General features: G+C 32.8%; 17 protein-coding genes and 1 riboswitch. Of the genes, 5 read left to right on the forward strand and 12 right to left on the reverse strand.

The annotated features are described in order from the left end of the window. Positions 1–36: 36 nt before the first annotated feature. The 3 genes from Q0912_RS09320 to rsgA are packed head-to-tail and all read right to left on the reverse strand — an operon-like array spanning position 37 to position 1,972. Positions 37–573: a metal-dependent hydrolase gene (locus tag Q0912_RS09320; RefSeq protein WP_299114364.1), complete on the reverse strand. Its 537-nt coding sequence runs from the start codon at positions 571–573 to the stop codon at positions 37–39. After that, the gene (gene dtd / locus Q0912_RS09325) at positions 573–1,025 is read right to left on the reverse strand and encodes a D-aminoacyl-tRNA deacylase (RefSeq protein ID WP_299114366.1); all 453 of its coding nucleotides are present in this window, start codon (positions 1,023–1,025) and stop codon (positions 573–575) included. The genes Q0912_RS09320 and dtd overlap by 1 nt, the downstream gene beginning before the upstream one ends. After that, positions 1,022–1,972, reverse strand: coding sequence for a ribosome small subunit-dependent GTPase A (gene rsgA / locus Q0912_RS09330; protein WP_299114368.1), 951 nt, complete (start codon positions 1,970–1,972; stop codon positions 1,022–1,024). Before rsgA ends, dtd begins: the two co-directional genes overlap by 4 nt. 82 nt (positions 1,973–2,054) lie before the next feature. On the opposite strand from rsgA, the gene Q0912_RS09335 reads away from it, so the two are divergent. Then, positions 2,055–2,549 (forward strand): hypothetical protein, encoded by a 495-nt coding sequence (locus Q0912_RS09335; protein ID WP_299114370.1) that lies wholly within the window; start codon positions 2,055–2,057, stop codon positions 2,547–2,549. A gap of 221 nt (positions 2,550–2,770) precedes the next feature. After that, positions 2,771–3,196 carry a hypothetical protein gene (locus tag Q0912_RS09340; protein ID WP_299114372.1) on the forward strand — a complete coding sequence of 142 codons (426 nt, stop codon included), beginning with the start codon at positions 2,771–2,773 and terminating at the stop codon, positions 3,194–3,196. A 33-nt stretch (positions 3,197–3,229) separates the two neighbouring features. Here the strand turns inward: Q0912_RS09340 and Q0912_RS09345 are convergent, their stop codons facing one another. From Q0912_RS09345 to Q0912_RS09360, 4 genes are read right to left on the reverse strand one after another with little or no spacing between them, the layout of a single operon-like run. Continuing rightward, positions 3,230–4,312: a bifunctional 3-deoxy-7-phosphoheptulonate synthase/chorismate mutase type II gene (locus Q0912_RS09345; RefSeq protein ID WP_299114374.1), complete on the reverse strand. Its 1,083-nt coding sequence runs from the start codon at positions 4,310–4,312 to the stop codon at positions 3,230–3,232. A gap of 29 nt (positions 4,313–4,341) precedes the next feature. Next, entirely contained in the window at positions 4,342–5,193 is an 852-nt protein-coding gene (locus Q0912_RS09350; protein ID WP_299114376.1) for a prephenate dehydrogenase, read from the reverse strand. 4 nt (positions 5,194–5,197) lie between these two features. Then, complete coding sequence (locus Q0912_RS09355) at positions 5,198–6,340, reverse strand: aminotransferase class I/II-fold pyridoxal phosphate-dependent enzyme (protein ID WP_299114378.1); 1,143 nt, start codon at positions 6,338–6,340, stop codon at positions 5,198–5,200. Continuing rightward, on the reverse strand, positions 6,337–7,164 hold the full coding sequence (locus Q0912_RS09360) for a prephenate dehydratase (RefSeq protein ID WP_299114380.1): 828 nt from the start codon (positions 7,162–7,164) through the stop codon (positions 6,337–6,339). Before Q0912_RS09360 ends, Q0912_RS09355 begins: the two co-directional genes overlap by 4 nt. A 272-nt stretch (positions 7,165–7,436) precedes the next feature. On the opposite strand from Q0912_RS09360, the gene gldA reads away from it, so the two are divergent. Continuing rightward, on the forward strand, positions 7,437–8,330 hold the full coding sequence (gene gldA / locus Q0912_RS09365) for a gliding motility-associated ABC transporter ATP-binding subunit GldA (RefSeq protein ID WP_299114382.1): 894 nt from the start codon (positions 7,437–7,439) through the stop codon (positions 8,328–8,330). Between the two features lie 45 nt (positions 8,331–8,375). Here the strand turns inward: gldA and Q0912_RS09370 are convergent, their stop codons facing one another. The 5 genes from Q0912_RS09370 to Q0912_RS09390 form a co-directional block, all read right to left on the reverse strand. After that, positions 8,376–9,119 carry a head GIN domain-containing protein gene (locus Q0912_RS09370; RefSeq protein ID WP_299114385.1) on the reverse strand — a complete coding sequence of 248 codons (744 nt, stop codon included), beginning with the start codon at positions 9,117–9,119 and terminating at the stop codon, positions 8,376–8,378. Positions 9,120–9,156: 37 nt separating this feature from the next. Continuing rightward, positions 9,157–10,251, reverse strand: a complete 1,095-nt coding sequence (locus Q0912_RS09375) for an acyloxyacyl hydrolase (protein WP_299114387.1) — start codon at positions 10,249–10,251, stop codon at positions 9,157–9,159. Positions 10,252–10,480: 229 nt separating this feature from the next. After that, the gene (locus tag Q0912_RS09380) at positions 10,481–11,551 is read right to left on the reverse strand and encodes an aspartate kinase (RefSeq protein WP_299114389.1); all 1,071 of its coding nucleotides are present in this window, start codon (positions 11,549–11,551) and stop codon (positions 10,481–10,483) included. Continuing rightward, a complete protein-coding gene (locus tag Q0912_RS09385) occupies positions 11,514–12,530 on the reverse strand; it encodes an alpha/beta fold hydrolase (RefSeq protein WP_299114391.1) in 1,017 nt (338 codons plus the stop codon). Before Q0912_RS09385 ends, Q0912_RS09380 begins: the two co-directional genes overlap by 38 nt. A gap of 100 nt (positions 12,531–12,630) precedes the next feature. Beyond that, positions 12,631–13,923, reverse strand: a complete 1,293-nt coding sequence (locus Q0912_RS09390) for an O-acetylhomoserine aminocarboxypropyltransferase/cysteine synthase (protein ID WP_299114393.1) — start codon at positions 13,921–13,923, stop codon at positions 12,631–12,633. Positions 13,924–14,042: 119 nt separating this feature from the next. Beyond that, positions 14,043–14,167, reverse strand: a riboswitch (SAM riboswitch). Positions 14,168–14,597: 430 nt separating this feature from the next. Between Q0912_RS09390 and metK the strand changes: the two genes are divergently transcribed. Further along, entirely contained in the window at positions 14,598–15,851 is a 1,254-nt protein-coding gene (gene metK, locus Q0912_RS09395) for a methionine adenosyltransferase (protein WP_299114395.1), read from the forward strand. Positions 15,852–15,994: 143 nt separating this feature from the next. Further along, positions 15,995–17,812 (forward strand): hypothetical protein, encoded by a 1,818-nt coding sequence (locus Q0912_RS09400; protein ID WP_299114397.1) that lies wholly within the window; start codon positions 15,995–15,997, stop codon positions 17,810–17,812. Positions 17,813–17,914: the final 102 nt, after the last annotated feature.

The raw sequence follows: 17,914 nt of genomic DNA on the forward strand, positions 1-17,914 counted from the left end.
TCTCTTACTCTATAAATTTTTCGATGATCTGTAAGCTTAATAGTCTTCTACATTAGGATTTTCGATTCTTTTTACAACAAAAACAATAGCTAAAATTATAAAACAAGGTATTGCTATATACTTTAATTCACTCATAACAACCCTCATTCCCCATTCTGAAAAAAATTGCTCAATACCAATCGGTGACACTCTAATTTCTCTAAAAGGAAAAAAATATCTCGAATTTTCAAAAGGAATAAAAAACCCAACACCTTTACCACCTGAAGTCATCGCATCTAAAACACCATGCGATAGTGTTGACAAAAATAACACAATGGCAAAAATCAGTTTTCTGGTTTTACCAAACAGAAACGATAATAAACCACTCAAGACTAAAGCAAATAAAATAGAATGCGTAAAACCTCTATGACCTAATGGATGAGAATAAGAAATCCCAAATTTAAATGCTAAAACATCTATATCTGGTATGATAGCACAAACGATGGCTAAAAACAAAAGTAGTTTACTCGATTTAGCATCAATAAGCTTAGATGTCGTAAAAGCAACCAATACATGTCCAAAAATAGATGCCATTAGTCTCTGTACTTAGAGTCTATGATAATAGTTACTGGTCCATCATTAACTAAATTTACACTCATATCAGCTCCAAATTCACCAGTATGAATTGGTTTACCTAATTCTACCTGAAGTTGTTTTATAAACCTTTTATATAGTGGAATTGCAACATCTGGTTTTGCAGCTTTAATATAACTTGGTCGATTTCCTTTTTTGGTACTAGCATGAAGCGTAAACTGACTTACCACTATAATATCACCACCAGAATTTAATAAAGATGTGTTCATAATACCCTTGTCATCAGGGAATATTCTAAGGTTTACAATTTTTTTACATATCCAATCAATATCCTCTTGAGTGTCTTCATCTACAATACCCAACAATACCAAAAGTCCTTTTTGAATAGATGCCACTTCTTTCTCATCAATAACAACCGAGGCTTCTGAAACTCTCTGTATTACTATTTTCATTCTTTATCCCAATTATCTGTTCGGTAATGCTCATCTTCGCCTTCAAGTATTTGAAGGTAACTTCTATATCTTGAGTATGAAACCTCATCATTTTCAAGTGCTTCTTTAACAGCACATTTAGGTTCTTTAAGATGCAAACAGTTATTAAATTTACAATCTTGTTTTAGAGCAAAAAATTCTGGAAAATAATCACCGACTTCTTCCCTTTCCATATCGACTACCCCAAAACCTTTAATACCTGGTGTATCTATAATCTTAGCATCAAAACTTAAATCAAACATCTCGGCAAATGTGGTTGTATGTTGCCCTTGCATATGCTGCTCAGAAATTTCCTTAGTTTTTAAATCTAAAGCGGGTTCTATTGCATTAACTAAAGTAGATTTACCCACTCCTGAGTGACCTGCAAACATACTTACTTTATCTACCATAAGGGCTTTAACCTTGTCTATATTTTCACCACTTGTAGCTGATATTTCTATACATTCGTAGCCTATTTTTCGATAAATACTAGCCAAATATTTTACCTCCAGCAACCTTTCTTCATCATATAAATCGACCTTATTAAACAATAAGACTGTTTTTACAGAATAGGCCTCTGCAGTAACTAAAAAACGATCAATAAAACTTGAAAATGTTGGCGGGTTATCTATTGTAATTAATAAGAATACCTGATCAATATTAGACGCAATAATATGTGTTTGTTTGGATAAGTTTACAGATTTACGAACAATATAATTTTTGCGTTCTTCTATACGATTAATAACACCAGTATCTGAATTATTTTTGGTTTCCAGCTCAAACTTAACTATATCACCTACAGCAATCGGATTAGTACTTTTAATACCTTCTAACCTAAATCTTCCTTTTATTCTACACTCATAAAACTTGCCGTTCATCGTTTTAACGGTGTACCAACTTCCAGTAGATTTATATACTATTCCTGTCATTAAAAAATATATCAATAGCAAAGTAACAACTTTTTGTCAAAAAAGTATTTACTTTAAGACCTTAAAACAAATATCAACAATCATGAAAAAAAACTTCTTATTTATTGCAGCCATTGCTGTAGGTCTAGTTTCATTTTCTTTTATCAATAAAGATAATTCTGAAGAAGATAAACCAGTAGCTCAAGTAGAGTACAAAATTGTAACCGTTGTAGAATCTATTGTACCAAATGGATTGGGTCGTTCTAGAATGATATCAGCCAATGAAGTCAAAGATTTTCAAGAATATACAACGACAAGGTCTGGCGATAAAGACAAGGATGAAAAAAACAAATCTAAAAGAGGTGATATCCGTATTAAGGGTTATGAAGAAACTAAACTATTAAATTTTTATAATCTAGGTGGAATTCGCTTTCAAAATATAGCAGCTAATGATGCTATAATGACTTCTAAGATTAATACTATGATTGCTGAAGGTTGGGAAATCGCTTTTATAAATACTGGCGTTGAAAGCGTTGGTGGCAAAGGAGATAACAAAGGTATTTTTATTACCAGATATACATTTAAGAGAAACTTGTAATTCATTAATCTTATCAAAGAAAAAGGCTTGCTGTTAGCAAGCCTTTTTCTATTTAAGTTATTGTAAATTAGATTATTAAAACCCATATTAGTTTTAATTCTTGAACTGATTGTTTAAATCACAGATATGATAATTCATCTAACAATTATGATATTTAATTTAATTAATCATTAAATTTATGAGCTATAAGAATTACCTTATACGCAATAAAACACCTAACCATGAACACTATCAAACTATTTTTTGTTTCAATTTTTGCACTAACCTTTTCTTCTGTTATTGGCCAATCGCAAAAGGAATTAGAGAGAGAAAAAAACAAAGTTGAAGTATTAACTGTCGAAGAAAGAGCAAACCTGCAATTGCTTTTTTATAACAAAACTAAAACGATGAACCTCTCTGAAGAAGTTGAGGAAGAATATTATAGATATTTATTACACTATGTATATGACATGCAACGCCTTAATGATAAAGACAAGGATTATACTGATGATGAAATGAAGAAAGAACTGAAGAAACTTATTACCAAAATGAATTCAAAAATAGAGCCTGTTTTAAATAAAGAGCAATTTAAAATGCATCTAAAGAATTGGAATGATATAATGAAAGTGGTCTACTTTAAAAATGGGTGGGAATGGACCGAAGAATAAAAAAAGGCTCGCAAATTGCGAGCCTTTTTTTGTTTAGTGATTAATAATTTCTTCTTGGTGATTAATCGATTCTTGATGAATTGCTTTAAACATTCTAAGTATAAACTCTTCACTTAAGTTTTTCTCTTCACCTTCTAAAATCATTTTTCCTAGGATTTCATTCCAACGTTTATTTTGTAATACAGCGACATTATGTTGCTTCTTCAATGTTCCTATCTCGTCTGCAACCTGCATACGTTTACCTAAGATTTCAATCAGCTGATGATCTATGACATCTATCTTAGTTCTCAATGTATTTATTTTGTTTTTAAACTCAGCAGCTTCACCAACCTCTTTTCTAATTCTTAGGTCCTCAGTGTATTTTACTAGAGTATCTGGTGTAATTTGTTGTGCCGCATCACTCCATGCTTTATCAGGATCGTGGTGGGTTTCTATCATTAGCCCATCGTAATTTAAGTCTAATGCCGTTTGACTTAAATCGAAAATAATATCGCGACGTCCTGCTATATGTGAAGGGTCTAGTATTAATGGTAAGTCTGGAAAGCGATTCTGTAAATCTACAGCTATCTGCCATTCAGGATTATTTCTATATCGTGTTTTTTCGTAAGTAGAGAAACCTCTATGAATAACCCCCAGATTATTAATATCATTGGTATAAAAGCGTTCTACTGCTCCCAGCCATAATGCCAAATCTGGATTCACTGGGTTTTTAATCAGTACGGGTTTATCGGTTCCTTTTAACGCATCTGCTATATCTTGAACTATGAAAGGACTAACAGTAGTTCTGGCTCCTATCCAAAGGATATCTACATCATGTTTTAAAGCTAATTCTACATGGTTAGCATTAGCAACTTCAGTTGTAATCATCATACCAGTTTCCTCTTTAGCTTTTTGCAGCCATTTTAAACCTAAAGCCCCTACACCTTCAAAATTTCCCGGACGAGTTCTTGGTTTCCAAATACCAGCTCTAAAAACCGTTGCATCACTATCTTTTAATTGATGTGCAATTTTTAAGACTTGCGCTTCAGTTTCTGCACTGCAAGGTCCTGCAATGACTAGTGGATGATCTAGATTAAATGCATCTAACCAGTTTCTCAATTCTTTTTTATTCTCCATATTGCTATTAATCTTGTGTTTTCTAATTTTTATTGTATTCCGTTTAATATATCTTTTATATGATTAGTTGTTTCCATTTCATTATAAACCGCTTCAAAATCTCCAGTTTCCATAAGCTGTTTAAAATGTTTTAAATTATTTATATACTCTTCTAAGGTTTCGATAACATTAGTTTTGTTTTGCTTAAAAATTGGAGTCCACATTGCTGGTGAACTTTTAGCGAGACGAACAGTACTTTCAAATCCACTACCAGCCATATCGAAAATATCGCGTTCGTTTTTTTCTTTTTCTATTACTGTTTTGCCCAACATAAATGAGCTTATGTGCGATAAGTGCGATACATAAGCAATATGCTTATCGTGTGCTTTTGGGTTCATATATCTAATACGCATACCTAATTCTGAAAATAGCTTCAAAGCTTTTTCCTGAAGCTTAAAAGCGGTTTCCTCTACTTCACAGATTATATTAGTTTTGTTTTTATATAAGCCATAAATGGCAGCGCTAGGTCCCGAATATTCTGTACCAGCGATAGGATGTGCCGCCAGAAAATTTCTGCGTTTTGGATGGTTCTTAACCTTTAAGCATATATCCTCCTTGGTTGAACCTACATCAAATACAATAGCTTTATCAGATACTTTATCTAAAACACCTGGCAAAACTTCTAAAGTGGCATCAACAGGAATAGCTATAATAACCAAGTCCGCTTTTTCAATGTCTTGAATGCTCGACTTCTTATCAACGATACCTAGCTTTATGGCTTCATCTAAATGTCCTTCATTTTTGTCTATGCCATAAATAATACAATCGGAATTTTGCTTTTTAATGTCTAATGCAAAACTGCCACCAATCAATCCAACTCCAATGACAAAAATATTTTTCATAGTCTTAAACTCTAGCTATCGCTTCTTTAATTATTATTTCTGGCGCACATAATGAAAAGCGCACATAACCCTCGCCATTACTACCAAAAACAGTTCCAGGAGCTATAAAAATAGAGTGCTTTTTTAGTACTAAATCTGTAAATTCTTCAGCCTTTATTTTTGGAGGTAGTTTTGCCCAAACAAACATGCCTGTAGCATATTTATCATAAGTACAATTTAAAGCCTCAACTAATTTCCATATGAGCTCACGTCTTTGTTCGTAAACACTGTTTAAACTTACAAACCACATATCCGAACATTTTAATGCTTCAATAGCTCCTTTTTGAATACCATAAAACATACCCGAATCCATATTACTTTTTACCTTTAAAACAGCATTCAAATACTCATAATTCCCTACTAACATACCAACTCTCCATCCAGACATATTAAACGTTTTACTAAAAGAGTTTAGTTCTAAGCAAACCTCTTTAGCATGGTTATAACGCATGATGCTTATTGGCTTTTTATTAAGTATAAAGCTGTAAGGGTTATCATTAACAACAAGAATATTATGACGTTTCCCAAAAGCTATAACCTCATCATAAAATTTATTAGGTGCATTTGATCCTGTGGGCATATGTGGATAATTAATCCACATAATCTTAACTTTACTTAAGTCCATACGTTCTAAAGCAATAAAATCTGGCAACCAATTATTATCTTCTTTTAAATCGTATAAAATTGGTTTTGCTTCTAAAAGTTTAGTCACAGCAGAATACGTTGGGTAACCTGGGTTTGGAACTAAAACTTTATCTCCTTTATTTAAGAATGCCATGGAGATATGCATAATACCTTCTTTACTGCCTAATAGAGGTAATACTTCTGTCTTACCACTTAGGTTGACCTTATAATGTTTTTTATAAAAATTTACTATCTCTTCTCTCAACTCAGGTAAACCTTGATAACTTTGGTATTTATTTGCCCCTTCATCTTCTAAACTATCTTTTAACAATAGTGTTGCTTTAGAAGGAGGTGCAAGGTCTGGGCTTCCAATCCCTAAATTAATGATTGGCTTTCCTTGAGATTTGAGGAAAGCCACTTCTCTAAGTTTCTTAGAAAAGTAGTATTCCTCTACATGCTTTAAACGGTTGGCAATTTCGATCATAATCTTGCATTTTTATATTCGCCTAAAACTTTAAAATTCTCTGCCATTAATTGCATTATGGCGTGTGCTTTTTCATAGTCTTTATAGTCATCAAAAGTGACATCTACAAAAAAAGCATACTTCCAAGGAGTTTCAATTTTAGGCAAGGATTGAATTTTGGTTAGGTTTAATTTACAATCACTCATTACATTGAGTATTGTAGCTAAACTACCACGTTTATGATCTAATTCAAATTTTAGAGAAGCTTTATTAATAGCTTTTCGTTCAATCTTACAATTTTCTCGCTTAACAATAGCAAAGCGTGTTTCATTGTGCTTAATGGTTTGAATGCTTTCTGCCAGAACCTCTAAACTATAAATCTCAGCAGCATTTTTACTAGCAATTGCTGCAACTCCATTTAGTTTTTGTTCAACTATTTGCTTGGCAACATCTGCAGTATCTTTTGCCTCTACTAATTTTATATGTGGATAATCTTTAAAAAATGATTTGCATTGTAATAAAGCCATTGGATGTGAGTGCACTTCTAAAATAGAAGCTATGGTTTGCCCACTAAGCGCCATTAAATTATGCTGAATATCTAGATAACACTCACCAACTATAGACAAATTATGATTATCTATAAGTGCATAATTAGGTATAATAGAGCCTGCAATAGAATTTTCTAATGCCATAACAATATTGTCTGTATCCCCTTTTATAAGACTATCTACTGCACTATCAAAAGACATACACTCAACCACTTCAGTTTGGGTATTGAAGTACAGCTGGGCAACCTCATGATGAAATGAGCCTTTTATACCTTGTATTGCTATTGGTTTTTTCATAAAAAAAAGCCTCGATTAAATCGAGACTTTATCATTTATATTTTAATTAAAACACACCTAGTCTCGTTCTTTTAGCTAAAAAAGAAATAAAACCAGTTAAAATATGTTCTAGATATACTCATTATTGTAATTATGTAGCTAATGTAATTAATATTTTTACAAATCAAAATGTGAACACCGCTTTTTTAAAAATAAAACTAAGGTTTTAAAGATTTAGCAATAAAGACAATACAATATTATATAATACTTATTTTTGGATAAACTTTTCTAATATGTCTATTGAAGTTAAGAACATTACAAAATTATATAAAGATCAAAAGGCTCTTAATGATGTATCTTTTAAAGTAAATGATGCCGAAATTGTTGGCTTCTTAGGTCCAAATGGTGCAGGTAAGTCTACAATGATGAAAATTTTGACTACTTATATAGAAGCCTCTGAAGGTTCTGCAAATGTTAATGGTTTTGATGTAAACACTAATAAGAAAAGTGTACAAAGTAGCGTAGGTTATTTACCAGAACACAATCCACTCTATACAGATTTATATGTTAGAGAATATCTTAACTTCAATGCAAATGTTTATGGCACTTCAAAATCTAGAATTGATGAAGTTATTGAACTTACAGGTCTTACACCTGAAGCTCATAAAAAAATAGGACAGTTATCTAAGGGTTACCGACAACGTATTGGCTTAGCAAACGCCTTATTACACAATCCTGATGTATTAATTTTAGATGAACCAACAACTGGTCTAGACCCTAATCAATTAGTAGAGATTAGAAACCTTATAAAAACCATAGGCAAAGAAAAAACTGTATTTCTCTCAACACATATTATGCAAGAAGTTGAAGCTATGTGTGATCGTGTTATTATTATCAATAAAGGTGAAGTTGTAGCCGACAAATACCTAAAAGACTTAAGAGATGGGCAAGAGCAAGTCGTTGTTGTTGAGTTTGATTACCGTGTTGAAGATGCTTTTTTATTAAAGCTTCCAAAAGTGACTTCAGTAAAAAATACCCATGGATTTATTTACGAAATCACATTTTCTACAAAAGACGATATGCGCTCTCATGTCTTTGATTTTGCTCATGATAATAGTTTAAAAATCCTGCAGCTCAATCAGAAAAATACAAGTTTAGAAAGCTTATTTAGGGAATTGACTAGCTGAGTATAATTAAAACGGTAAGTGTTATATAAATACTAGAAAAAAGACTCAATTAAAAATTAAATCACCAATATAGATTTCCTCTACATCAACCAAAGGTGGTTCATTAACCGAAATTACATCTCCCGTACCTCTGATTAATCCGGTCAAGCTTAATTGAGGGTTTACAATCATATCGTTACTTCCACGATGGCTTATCACTACGTTTTTAGCAATTAAATCTACACCTTCAAAACGACCTGAGCCAGAGAAAAAACTAACAGAAAGATTTTCTGTGTTACCATTGATATAGAATGACGAAATATTATTAGATACAATATTTAAACTCTGATTGTTTATACTTAACCTATAATCCCCAACTGTAAAAGTTACATTTTCATTAATGTCTTCCGACACTAAACTTAAACCAGGGAAAGATAATACTCCGTTTGATGATACTTCGTACTGCGATGAATTTCTTATTTCTGTTAAAACTGGTGTTTCTACATATATTTTTGTAATACCAAAATCTCTTACATAATTACAATTGTTATTATCAGTAAGCACAAGTCGGTTTCCTATAACTTCTGCCTTAACATCGTTGAGTAAATTCTCTCCTGTTTCTATAATCACTTTATAGTCCGCTGCTTGTGTAATGATTAATTCCACACCTCGGTTAACTAATATTCTTTCAAAATCAGGCACAGCAAACTCTTGCTGAATTATGCCTCCTGAGGTTTGAAAACAATCATTAGCGTCTTCGCTATTACAAGCGAAAATTAACACTACGACTACATAAATAAATTTTCTCATCATTTAATAGTTTATTGCTTTTATAGAAATGATAAATCTATAGCCTAACACCTACTCCAAATTCCACAGCTTCAGCTTTTGCTCCATGCGATTTTAAGGTCATGGCGCCGAAAAATTTCTTACCAAAATAGCGTTTTAAACCTATCCTAATATACGTTCTTCCTTCAAAATCAAAAGGGTAGTACACGTAATAACCTAACTGTGTTTCTATAGACATTCTATTAATAAATAACTCATGACCAACAAATAAGCCTACACGTTTATAATCTTCATCACCCGTAACATTTTCTTCAGGAAAAGAAATTGACTGGTAATAAATCAATTCTTCTAAAAACTTTGAAAAAAACACATCTGCACCTAGTTGAATAGCGCTAACATGGCTTAAACGTTTATCTGCATAAGCAGACACAATATAAAACGGAAACTGCCCACTACCAATGACGTCACTTTGGTTAATCCCTGTTCTAAATGCAATATTATACTTAATGTGTTCTGTAAACTTTTCGTCACTTAAATTATCTATATACTCTGAATTTTCCTCATCCAAATCATAAGTCAATCCTAAATTAAAAGCCACGGTATTTATACTCGTATTTGGTGCCTTTACATTGGCATTAGAGTAATGAATTAAAGATAAACCTGCCTGTATGCCCACACGATTAAAAAGCCGTTCTTTTTTATAGTTTACCATCATATAGGTAGAACTTAATAAGTGTGACCCGAAAGCAATATTTTTATGGTTGTCTACTTTATCATATGGATTGGTGTTATATGCTAACCCTTGTCCAATACGTAGCATTAAATTACGTTTGAAGAAATAAAAATTATAATGCGCATAGAGTCCATAGTTTTCACCTAAAACCTCATTTCTTAAATTCTGAAAGATGAAAGACGCCCCATAATCAGGATAATTGTAACGTTGTTGCCAATCTTCGTTTCCAAAGGTCTTTTTATTCCAACTAAAAATAACACCCTCGGGATGTCCTGTAATTAAATGAAGAATATCGTTATTATGAAGCGCAATATTTCCTGAAAAATAATTAAGATCAAAGTATGAGTCTAATGCTTTCTTGTCTTGCGAAAACAAGGAAAGTCCTAATAGAATTATTAAACTCGTAAGCCAGTGCTTCATAAATAATTTCTTACTGGCAAAAGTAACAGAATATTTAATTTATCAATAATGTAGCCAATAAAGATACTACTGTTATAAGCAATAATTTAAATGCAAATCTAAGTTCTAGTTTATACTTTTTCATTGATTTGGGTTTTTAGCAAAATTCCATAATATCTGGAATTAAAAGTTTATCCATAGTTAAAGAAACCGTTACCAAAACATTATATAAATTAACCATCTATTTAGATTAATACAATTGAGTAGATAACTTTAAAATATCAGATAAGACGCCTCTTGCCGTAACAGCTTTTCCTGCGCCTGCGCCTTGTATTATCATAGGTTGTGTATTGTAGGCATCTGTATAAAACTCGAACAACGTATCTGCTCCTTTTAACTGACCTAATGCAGAGGCTTTAGACTCAGAGATCAGCTTTACTTCTAATAAATTATTAACAGTATCTAGTTCACCTACATAACGCAAAACAGTTTTAGGCTTTTGCGTTTTTTTATTGTTTTCGAAAATAGAATTCAACTCATATGAGCGTGCTTTAAATTGCTTTAAACTCGTTTGCCCATTAAGCTGCTTAGGTACTAAAGACTCAATCTTCACTTGGTTTAATTCTGTTTTCACACCTAACTCTCTTGCTAAAATCAATAGCTTCCTGGCTACATCTTTTCCAGATAAGTCATCTCTAGGGTCTGGCTCAGTTAACCCTTTTTCCGAAGCTTTGCTTAGTATTTCATTAAAAGGTATATCTTCTTCAGAATAGCGATTAAAAATATAACTTAAAGAGCCCGAAAACACACCTCTTATTTTTGTAATATTTTCTCCAGATTGATGTAAGTTCTTTGTGGTTTCGATTATGGGCAAACCTGCACCAACATTAGTTTCGTACAAAAATTTTTTATCGTTCTTTTTTAAGACTTTCCTTAAGTTTATATAAAACTGATGGCTTAACGTGTTAGCCACCTTATTTGCTGAGACAATATGAAATCCATTTTCGATAAGAGGCACATAATTATCAACAAATTCAGTACTTGCTGTAGCATCAATGGCAATAGTATTTTTAGCATTAACAGATTTAAAATACTTTATAATGTCTATTATTTTGTAAGGCACAGAAAATTTCTCAAAATCGACTTGCCAATTTTCGCCAGTATTATCTGCAAAAAAGGCTAAAGTAGAATTTGCAATCACAGGAATCTGTATATCTAATTGCTGTTCGTGCTTTAGCTTATGTTTAAGTTTTTGAATTTGATTAATTAATGTAGACCCTACATTACCAATTCCGAATATAGCGAGATTTATAGTTGTCATTTTTTTCGATTTTTAAATTAAAAACTGGCCGTAATAGTTTGGCTAATTGATGGTATTCGATTAAAAAAGCATCATGACCATCATTGGATTTTATTTCTCCAATAGTAACATCTTCTTTAATAGATTTTAATTCAACAAACGTATTCCAGTTTTCATCTGACTTAAATAATAAATCAGAGTTAATAGTTATAATATGAATGTGTGACTCTATCTTTTTCACCACATCCTTAAAGTTATTTTTCCCTTGGGTAATATCTATAGTTTTTAAAATTTGATTCATCATTTTATAAGCAGAAAGTTTAAAACGGTTATTCAATCTTTCTCCATGATGCTTTAACCAGGATTCTATATTGAAGACACCTTTAGATTTTTTTGCTCTATTAAATTTTGAAGTAAAAGACTCTGGTGTCCTGTAAAATGTCATCGCATGCAACCTTGCGTCACTTAAAGGCTGAGATGAATGATTTAATATTTCATCTTGAATAAAACAATTACCAATCACCCAATCTGTAGATTTCCAATCCGCAGCTATTGGGACTATATAGTCTGCTAAACAAGGACGCAGGGCGGCTAACTCCCATGTAATACCTCCGCCTACTGATGCTCCTATAATAGTATGAAGATGATAAATATGTAATCTGTTTAAACCTTCTGAAAAAAGTCTTGCGATATCTCTGGCTGTAAACTCTCTATAATATTTTGTAAAAGATTCATCAATATTACCAAAGCCATTTCCTGGACAATTAAATACTAAAACACCATATGCATTTGTGTCTATGACCTTATCTTTTCCAACAATATCATTCCACCAGCCATTTTTCCCAGCGATTTGCGAATTTCCTGTTAATGCATGATTGACTAAAACAACAGGATGATCAGCTATTGGTTTTCCAAAAACCTGATACGATAATCTCAAGCTTATTCTTCTACCATTACAAAGTTCAAAATGATCAAACTCTATATATTGAAGTGTACTCATAAAAAGGTTTTATTATTAATTTTCGATGATTACTGATAAATCAAACCGAGTGAGAAGTATCACTCAGTTTGATTAACACAACACTAATAGATTAAGGGTATTAAACTAAATGTGGTTTATTTACCCACTGAAAAGCTTCTTTTAAGTCTGCTTTTAGATCTTCAATATTTTCTATACCCACTGACAAACGAATCAAATCTTTTGTTACTCCAGTACTCTCCTGAGCCTCATCACTTAATTGCTGATGCGTTGTACTTGCAGGATGAATAATCAATGATTTTGTATCTCCTATATTTGCTAAAAGTGAAAATAGTTTTGTTGTATCCGCTATAGTTTTTGCAGACTCATAACCTCCCTCTACACCAAAAGTTACAATACCACTCTGTCCATCTGGCAAGTATTTTTTAGCAAGAGTGCTGTATTTACTTGTTGGTAATCCAGGATAGTTAACCCAAGAAACTTCTGGTTGTTCTTGTAACCATTTTGCAAGTTTAAGTGCATTTTTACTGTGCTTCTTTATACGTAATTCTAATGTTTCTAAACCTTGTATAATTTGAAACGCATTAAAAGGACTCAAGGCTCCACCATAATCTCTTAAGCCCTCAATTCTTACTTTGGCAATAAAAGCTGCAGCTTCTAAAGCCTCATTATAAACTAACCCATGATAACCCGCTGACGGTTCTGTAAATTCCGGGAATTTCCCGTTTGCCCAATCAAATGTACCTGCATCAATAATAACACCACCAAGTGCTGTTCCATTACCATTGATATATTTTGTTAATGAATGAATAACAATATTAGCTCCATAATCAATAGGGTTTAATAAGTAAGGAGTAGCCACTGTATTATCCACAATCAAAGGCACTTTGTAGGCTTTAGCTTCTTTTGAAATGGCTTCAATATCTAAAACGTCGAGCTTAGGGTTACCAAGTGATTCAATAAAGAATGCTCTTGTATTTTCTTGAGCTGCTCTATTAAAGTTCTCTGGATTTGAAGGATCTACAAATGTTGTTGTGATACCGTGCCTAGGGAGTGTTACGCTTAACAAATTGTAAGTACCACCATACAAACTACTTGAAGCTACAATATGGTCGCCTGCTTTGAGCAAAGTCAATAATGTTGTCGCAATAGCTGATGTTCCCGAGGCAGTGACCACTGCAGCAATACCACCTTCTAATGCAGCTAATCGCTGTTCTAAAATATCATTAGTAGGGTTATTAATTCTGGTGTATATGTTTCCGGTTTCTGCTAAAGAAAATAAATTAGCCGCATGATCTGAATCATTAAAAACATATGCTGTTGATTGATAAATAGGGACTGCCCTTGTCCCGCCATTGTTTTGAACATCGTGTCCTGCATGCAACGCTTTCGTTGCGAATTTTTGTGTACTCATTTTTCTAGTTTTTTGAGTTAAAATAAATTAAACCAAAAGTCAAAATGCGCCTTAAAAAAGCGTACTTAATAGAAAAATGTTATAAAGAAATTGCTAATTACAAATGAGTAATTAGTCTTGAGTTATCTATCCGAATTTGCAAAAAATGACTTGCATATTCAAGTAGAATTTAGCACCTTCTTAGTAAGTCTAAGGGTTGCTAAGGCTTCAATGGGTCTATTCCCTCCACCTTTCTTGATAACATTTCAGTAAGTGTTTGAACTTTGTGAGTACAAATATTGCATTACAAAAATTTAATTTCAAAATAAATTAACAAGTTTTTTATTTATTTAACAAAAGAGAGCGATTAGAATAATCCCATAAAGTATTAACTGTTAGCATTTTAAATTCAAAAAAACATAGTATTTAATACTTAAAACAATTATCACATTTTAAGATTTACTTATCAAGTAAAGACTTTCTATCTTAAATTTTAATCTTTATTTTTGCGAAGATTAAAATTAAGAGGGAAAATTTGCCTGATTGCAACCTCTTCCAATTACGGGAAAAATTAGATAAGGATTCCCAATAATATTGGGAATAAAATGCTAAAACAGAAAGTAACTCACTTTTGTAGCGACAAAGCGATCACCCAAATTTCTTTTAATTTAATAACCTTAACAAAAAAGATATTTATGCCATATTTATTTACTTCTGAAAGTGTTTCGGAAGGTCATCCAGATAAAGTAGCTGATCAAATAAGTGATGCTCTAATTGATAATTTTTTAGCCTTCGACCCAGAATCTAAAGTAGCATGTGAAACATTGGTAACTACTGGTCAAGTTGTATTGGCTGGCGAGGTAAAATCCAACACATATTTAGACGTACAAAAAATAGCGCGAGACACAATCAACAAAATTGGTTACACCAAGAGCGAATATATGTTTGATGGTAATTCTTGTGGTGTTTTCTCAGCAATACACGAGCAATCGGAAGATATTAATCGTGGTGTAGATAGGGCTTCTAAAGAAGAGCAAGGTGCTGGTGACCAAGGAATGATGTTTGGCTATGCGACAAACGAAACTGACAACTATATGCCTTTGGCTTTAGATATTTCGCATCTTATTTTAAAGGAACTTGCGCAACTACGTAGAGAAAATAAAGATATTACCTATTTAAGACCAGATTCTAAAAGTCAAGTAACTATAGAATATAGTGATGACAATACACCTCAGCGCATTGATGCTATTGTCATTTCTACTCAGCATGATGATTTTGATTCTGATGATGCTATGTTGGCAAAAATCAGAAAAGATATTGTTGAGATTTTAATACCTAGAGTTGTAGCCAAAGTACCAGATCATATTAAACCATTGTTTAATAACGATATTAGATACCATATCAATCCAACAGGTAAATTTGTTATTGGTGGGCCTCATGGTGATACTGGTCTCACAGGGCGAAAAATTATTGTAGATACCTATGGAGGAAAAGGTGCGCATGGTGGTGGTGCTTTTTCTGGTAAAGACCCTAGTAAGGTAGATCGAAGTGCAGCTTATGCAACAAGACATATCGCTAAAAATTTAGTTGCTGCAGGGCTTTGTGAAGAAGTATTAGTACAGGTATCTTATGCAATTGGTGTTGTAGAACCTATGGGAATATTTGTAGACACTTATGGCACATGTCCTTTTAATTTAACCGATGGTGAGATTGCAAAGACAGTTGAAACCATTTTTGATATGCGCCCTGCAGCCATAGAAAGCCGTCTAAAATTGCGCCAACCTATGTATAGTGAAACCGCTGCTTATGGTCATATGGGACGACAAAATAAAATCGTAAATAAAACCTTTAAACAACCTTATGGAGAGCCTATTTCAATTGATGTTGAATTGTTCACTTGGGAAAAACTAGATTATGTAGATAAAGTAAAATCTGCATTTAACATATAATACACATAAAAAGCATACTACATCTATAAGCCTCACAAATTTTGTGAGGTTTTTTTTACTTAATAAATAAATGATAGGGTAGGGAATTATTGAACATGTTTGTTTAATAAGAAAGATTAACAACTTAATTAAATCATGACATTATGAAAAACATTAAAAAACTACCAAATCTTATTTTAATGCTTTTACTTTCATTGCTGATAACAACGTCTTGCCAAAAAGACGATGATGGTTCTGGAGGTGGCGAACGACAAGAAAACATTCCAGACACATTCTCAGAGTATTTTGGCAACACCATATCGAGAGATTTTCTTGGTAATGTAATTGACACCGATCACAACCCTATTGAAGGGGTTACTATTACAATTGGTAACCAAACAGCAATTACAGATAGTAATGGTGTGTTTATATTAAACGATGCTAATGTCAATGAACGTTTTGGATATATTAAAGCTGAAAAAGCTGGCTATATTCATGGATCGCGAAGTGTTGTCCCTAGCAACGGCACAAATAAAGTAACCATTATGTTACTAGATGCTACAGTTGTAGGCTCAGTAAATAGTGGCAGTACTGATATTGTAACTGCTAATGATGGTAGTTCGGTTAGTTTTGATGGCAATTTTATAAAAGAAGATGGTTCTGCGTATTCGGGTTCTGTGGATGTCATTATGCATCACTTAGATCCAGCAGATGAAGATATGTCCATGCAAATGCCTGGGATGTTATATGCCGAAAATGAAGCTGGAGCTGAGCGTATGCTTCAAACTTTAGGAATGTTAGCTATAGAGTTAAGAGGTTCTGGCGGAGAAGATTTAAATTTAGCTGAAGGGTCTATGTCCGAAATTAAAATTCCTGTAGATGCCAGTTTAATGAGTATAGCACCAGCCACGATTCCTCTTTGGTATTTTGATGAAACCAATGGTTATTGGAAAGAAGAAGGTGTGGCCACACTGCAAGGCAATATGTACGTGGGCAATGTGTCGCATTTTTCTTTTTGGAACTGTGATATACCTGCACAAGCCATTACGCTTTGTGTTACAACTACTGATGAGGATGGTAATGTCCTAAATAATCTATCTGTTGCCATAACAAGTGGAACATTTGGTACAAGAAGTGGTTTTACCAACGAAAATGGTGAAGTTTGTGGATATGTACCTAGCAATGAAAGTCTAGAGCTTAATGTTTATAGCTATGACTTGTGTGGTGATGCGTCATTACACACAGAAACGGTTGGACCATTTAACGCAGACACTAGTATAACTGTTATTATACCAAGTAATCCAGATGTTATACAAGAAACCGTTGTGGGTAATTTTAATACCTGTAGTGGTGATGCGGTTACCGATGGTTATGTACAGGTTTCTTATGGTAACCAAACGTTTACAGATGTTGTTAGCGATGGCACTTTTGAAGTCAATCTGTTACGATGCACAGACAATAACACCTTTGGAATCGAAGGGAGTGATTTTGTTAACCTTCAATCTACAGATAGTATAAGTTACACGTTCACAACACCACTAACAGATATTGGTAGTATAAGTGCATGCAATACGATTACAGAATTTATACAATACACTATTGATGATGGGGATTCAGTATTTTTAATAGACAATATCGATGCAAGTTTTTATACCACTGGAGACATGATTCCTAGATTAGGTATATCGTCATATTCTAATGATCAAGAATTTGGATTTTATTTTCAATTTAGATTAAATGACAACCCACCATACACTGGAGAATACATGGCTAATGGATTTGGAGATGCTATAGGCTTTGGTTCAGAAAGTCAAGACTTACCATTTTTTGAACAAAATGCAGATACTGACGTTATAAGTAATATTACAAGTTTTGGTGAAGTTGGTGAGTATATTGATGTTAACTTTAGTGGTAATTTTGTAGATTTTGATGGTACTATACGTTCTGTTACAGGAGTAATCCATGTGTTGAGGGACAACTAAAACATATAAACAAGTAGTTAAAAAAAGCCTTCTCAAAAATGAGAAGGCTTTTTATTTTGCAAGAATTTTCACGCAACCTTTTGTTGATTTTTACATCTATTT

The organism is uncultured Winogradskyella sp., from assembly GCF_947498345.1.
In the GTDB taxonomy this organism is placed as follows: Bacteria; Bacteroidota; Bacteroidia; order Flavobacteriales; family Flavobacteriaceae; genus Winogradskyella.

What these genes read in the sequence shown, in the direction of transcription:
- Q0912_RS09370 (WP_299114385.1), bottom strand. Translation starts at nt 9,119, where the DNA reads ATGAGAAAATTTATTTATGTAGTCGTAGTGTTAATTTTCGCTTGTAAT.
- Q0912_RS09375 (WP_299114387.1), bottom strand. Translation starts at nt 10,251, where the DNA reads ATGAAGCACTGGCTTACGAGTTTAATAATTCTATTAGGACTTTCCTTG.
- metK (WP_299114395.1), top strand. Translation starts at nt 14,598, where the DNA reads ATGCCATATTTATTTACTTCTGAAAGTGTTTCGGAAGGTCATCCAGAT.
- Q0912_RS09335 (WP_299114370.1), top strand. Translation starts at nt 2,055, where the DNA reads ATGAAAAAAAACTTCTTATTTATTGCAGCCATTGCTGTAGGTCTAGTT.
- Q0912_RS09355 (WP_299114378.1), bottom strand. Translation starts at nt 6,340, where the DNA reads ATGATCGAAATTGCCAACCGTTTAAAGCATGTAGAGGAATACTACTTT.
- dtd (WP_299114366.1), bottom strand. Translation starts at nt 1,025, where the DNA reads ATGAAAATAGTAATACAGAGAGTTTCAGAAGCCTCGGTTGTTATTGAT.
- Q0912_RS09350 (WP_299114376.1), bottom strand. Translation starts at nt 5,193, where the DNA reads ATGAAAAATATTTTTGTCATTGGAGTTGGATTGATTGGTGGCAGTTTT.
- Q0912_RS09385 (WP_299114391.1), bottom strand. Translation starts at nt 12,530, where the DNA reads ATGAGTACACTTCAATATATAGAGTTTGATCATTTTGAACTTTGTAAT.
- rsgA (WP_299114368.1), bottom strand. Translation starts at nt 1,972, where the DNA reads ATGACAGGAATAGTATATAAATCTACTGGAAGTTGGTACACCGTTAAA.
- gldA (WP_299114382.1), top strand. Translation starts at nt 7,437, where the DNA reads ATGTCTATTGAAGTTAAGAACATTACAAAATTATATAAAGATCAAAAG.
- Q0912_RS09380 (WP_299114389.1), bottom strand. Translation starts at nt 11,551, where the DNA reads ATGACAACTATAAATCTCGCTATATTCGGAATTGGTAATGTAGGGTCT.
- Q0912_RS09340 (WP_299114372.1), top strand. Translation starts at nt 2,771, where the DNA reads ATGAACACTATCAAACTATTTTTTGTTTCAATTTTTGCACTAACCTTT.
- Q0912_RS09390 (WP_299114393.1), bottom strand. Translation starts at nt 13,923, where the DNA reads ATGAGTACACAAAAATTCGCAACGAAAGCGTTGCATGCAGGACACGAT.
- Q0912_RS09360 (WP_299114380.1), bottom strand. Translation starts at nt 7,164, where the DNA reads ATGAAAAAACCAATAGCAATACAAGGTATAAAAGGCTCATTTCATCAT.
- Q0912_RS09345 (WP_299114374.1), bottom strand. Translation starts at nt 4,312, where the DNA reads ATGGAGAATAAAAAAGAATTGAGAAACTGGTTAGATGCATTTAATCTA.
- Q0912_RS09400 (WP_299114397.1), top strand. Translation starts at nt 15,995, where the DNA reads ATGAAAAACATTAAAAAACTACCAAATCTTATTTTAATGCTTTTACTT.
- Q0912_RS09320 (WP_299114364.1), bottom strand. Translation starts at nt 573, where the DNA reads ATGGCATCTATTTTTGGACATGTATTGGTTGCTTTTACGACATCTAAG.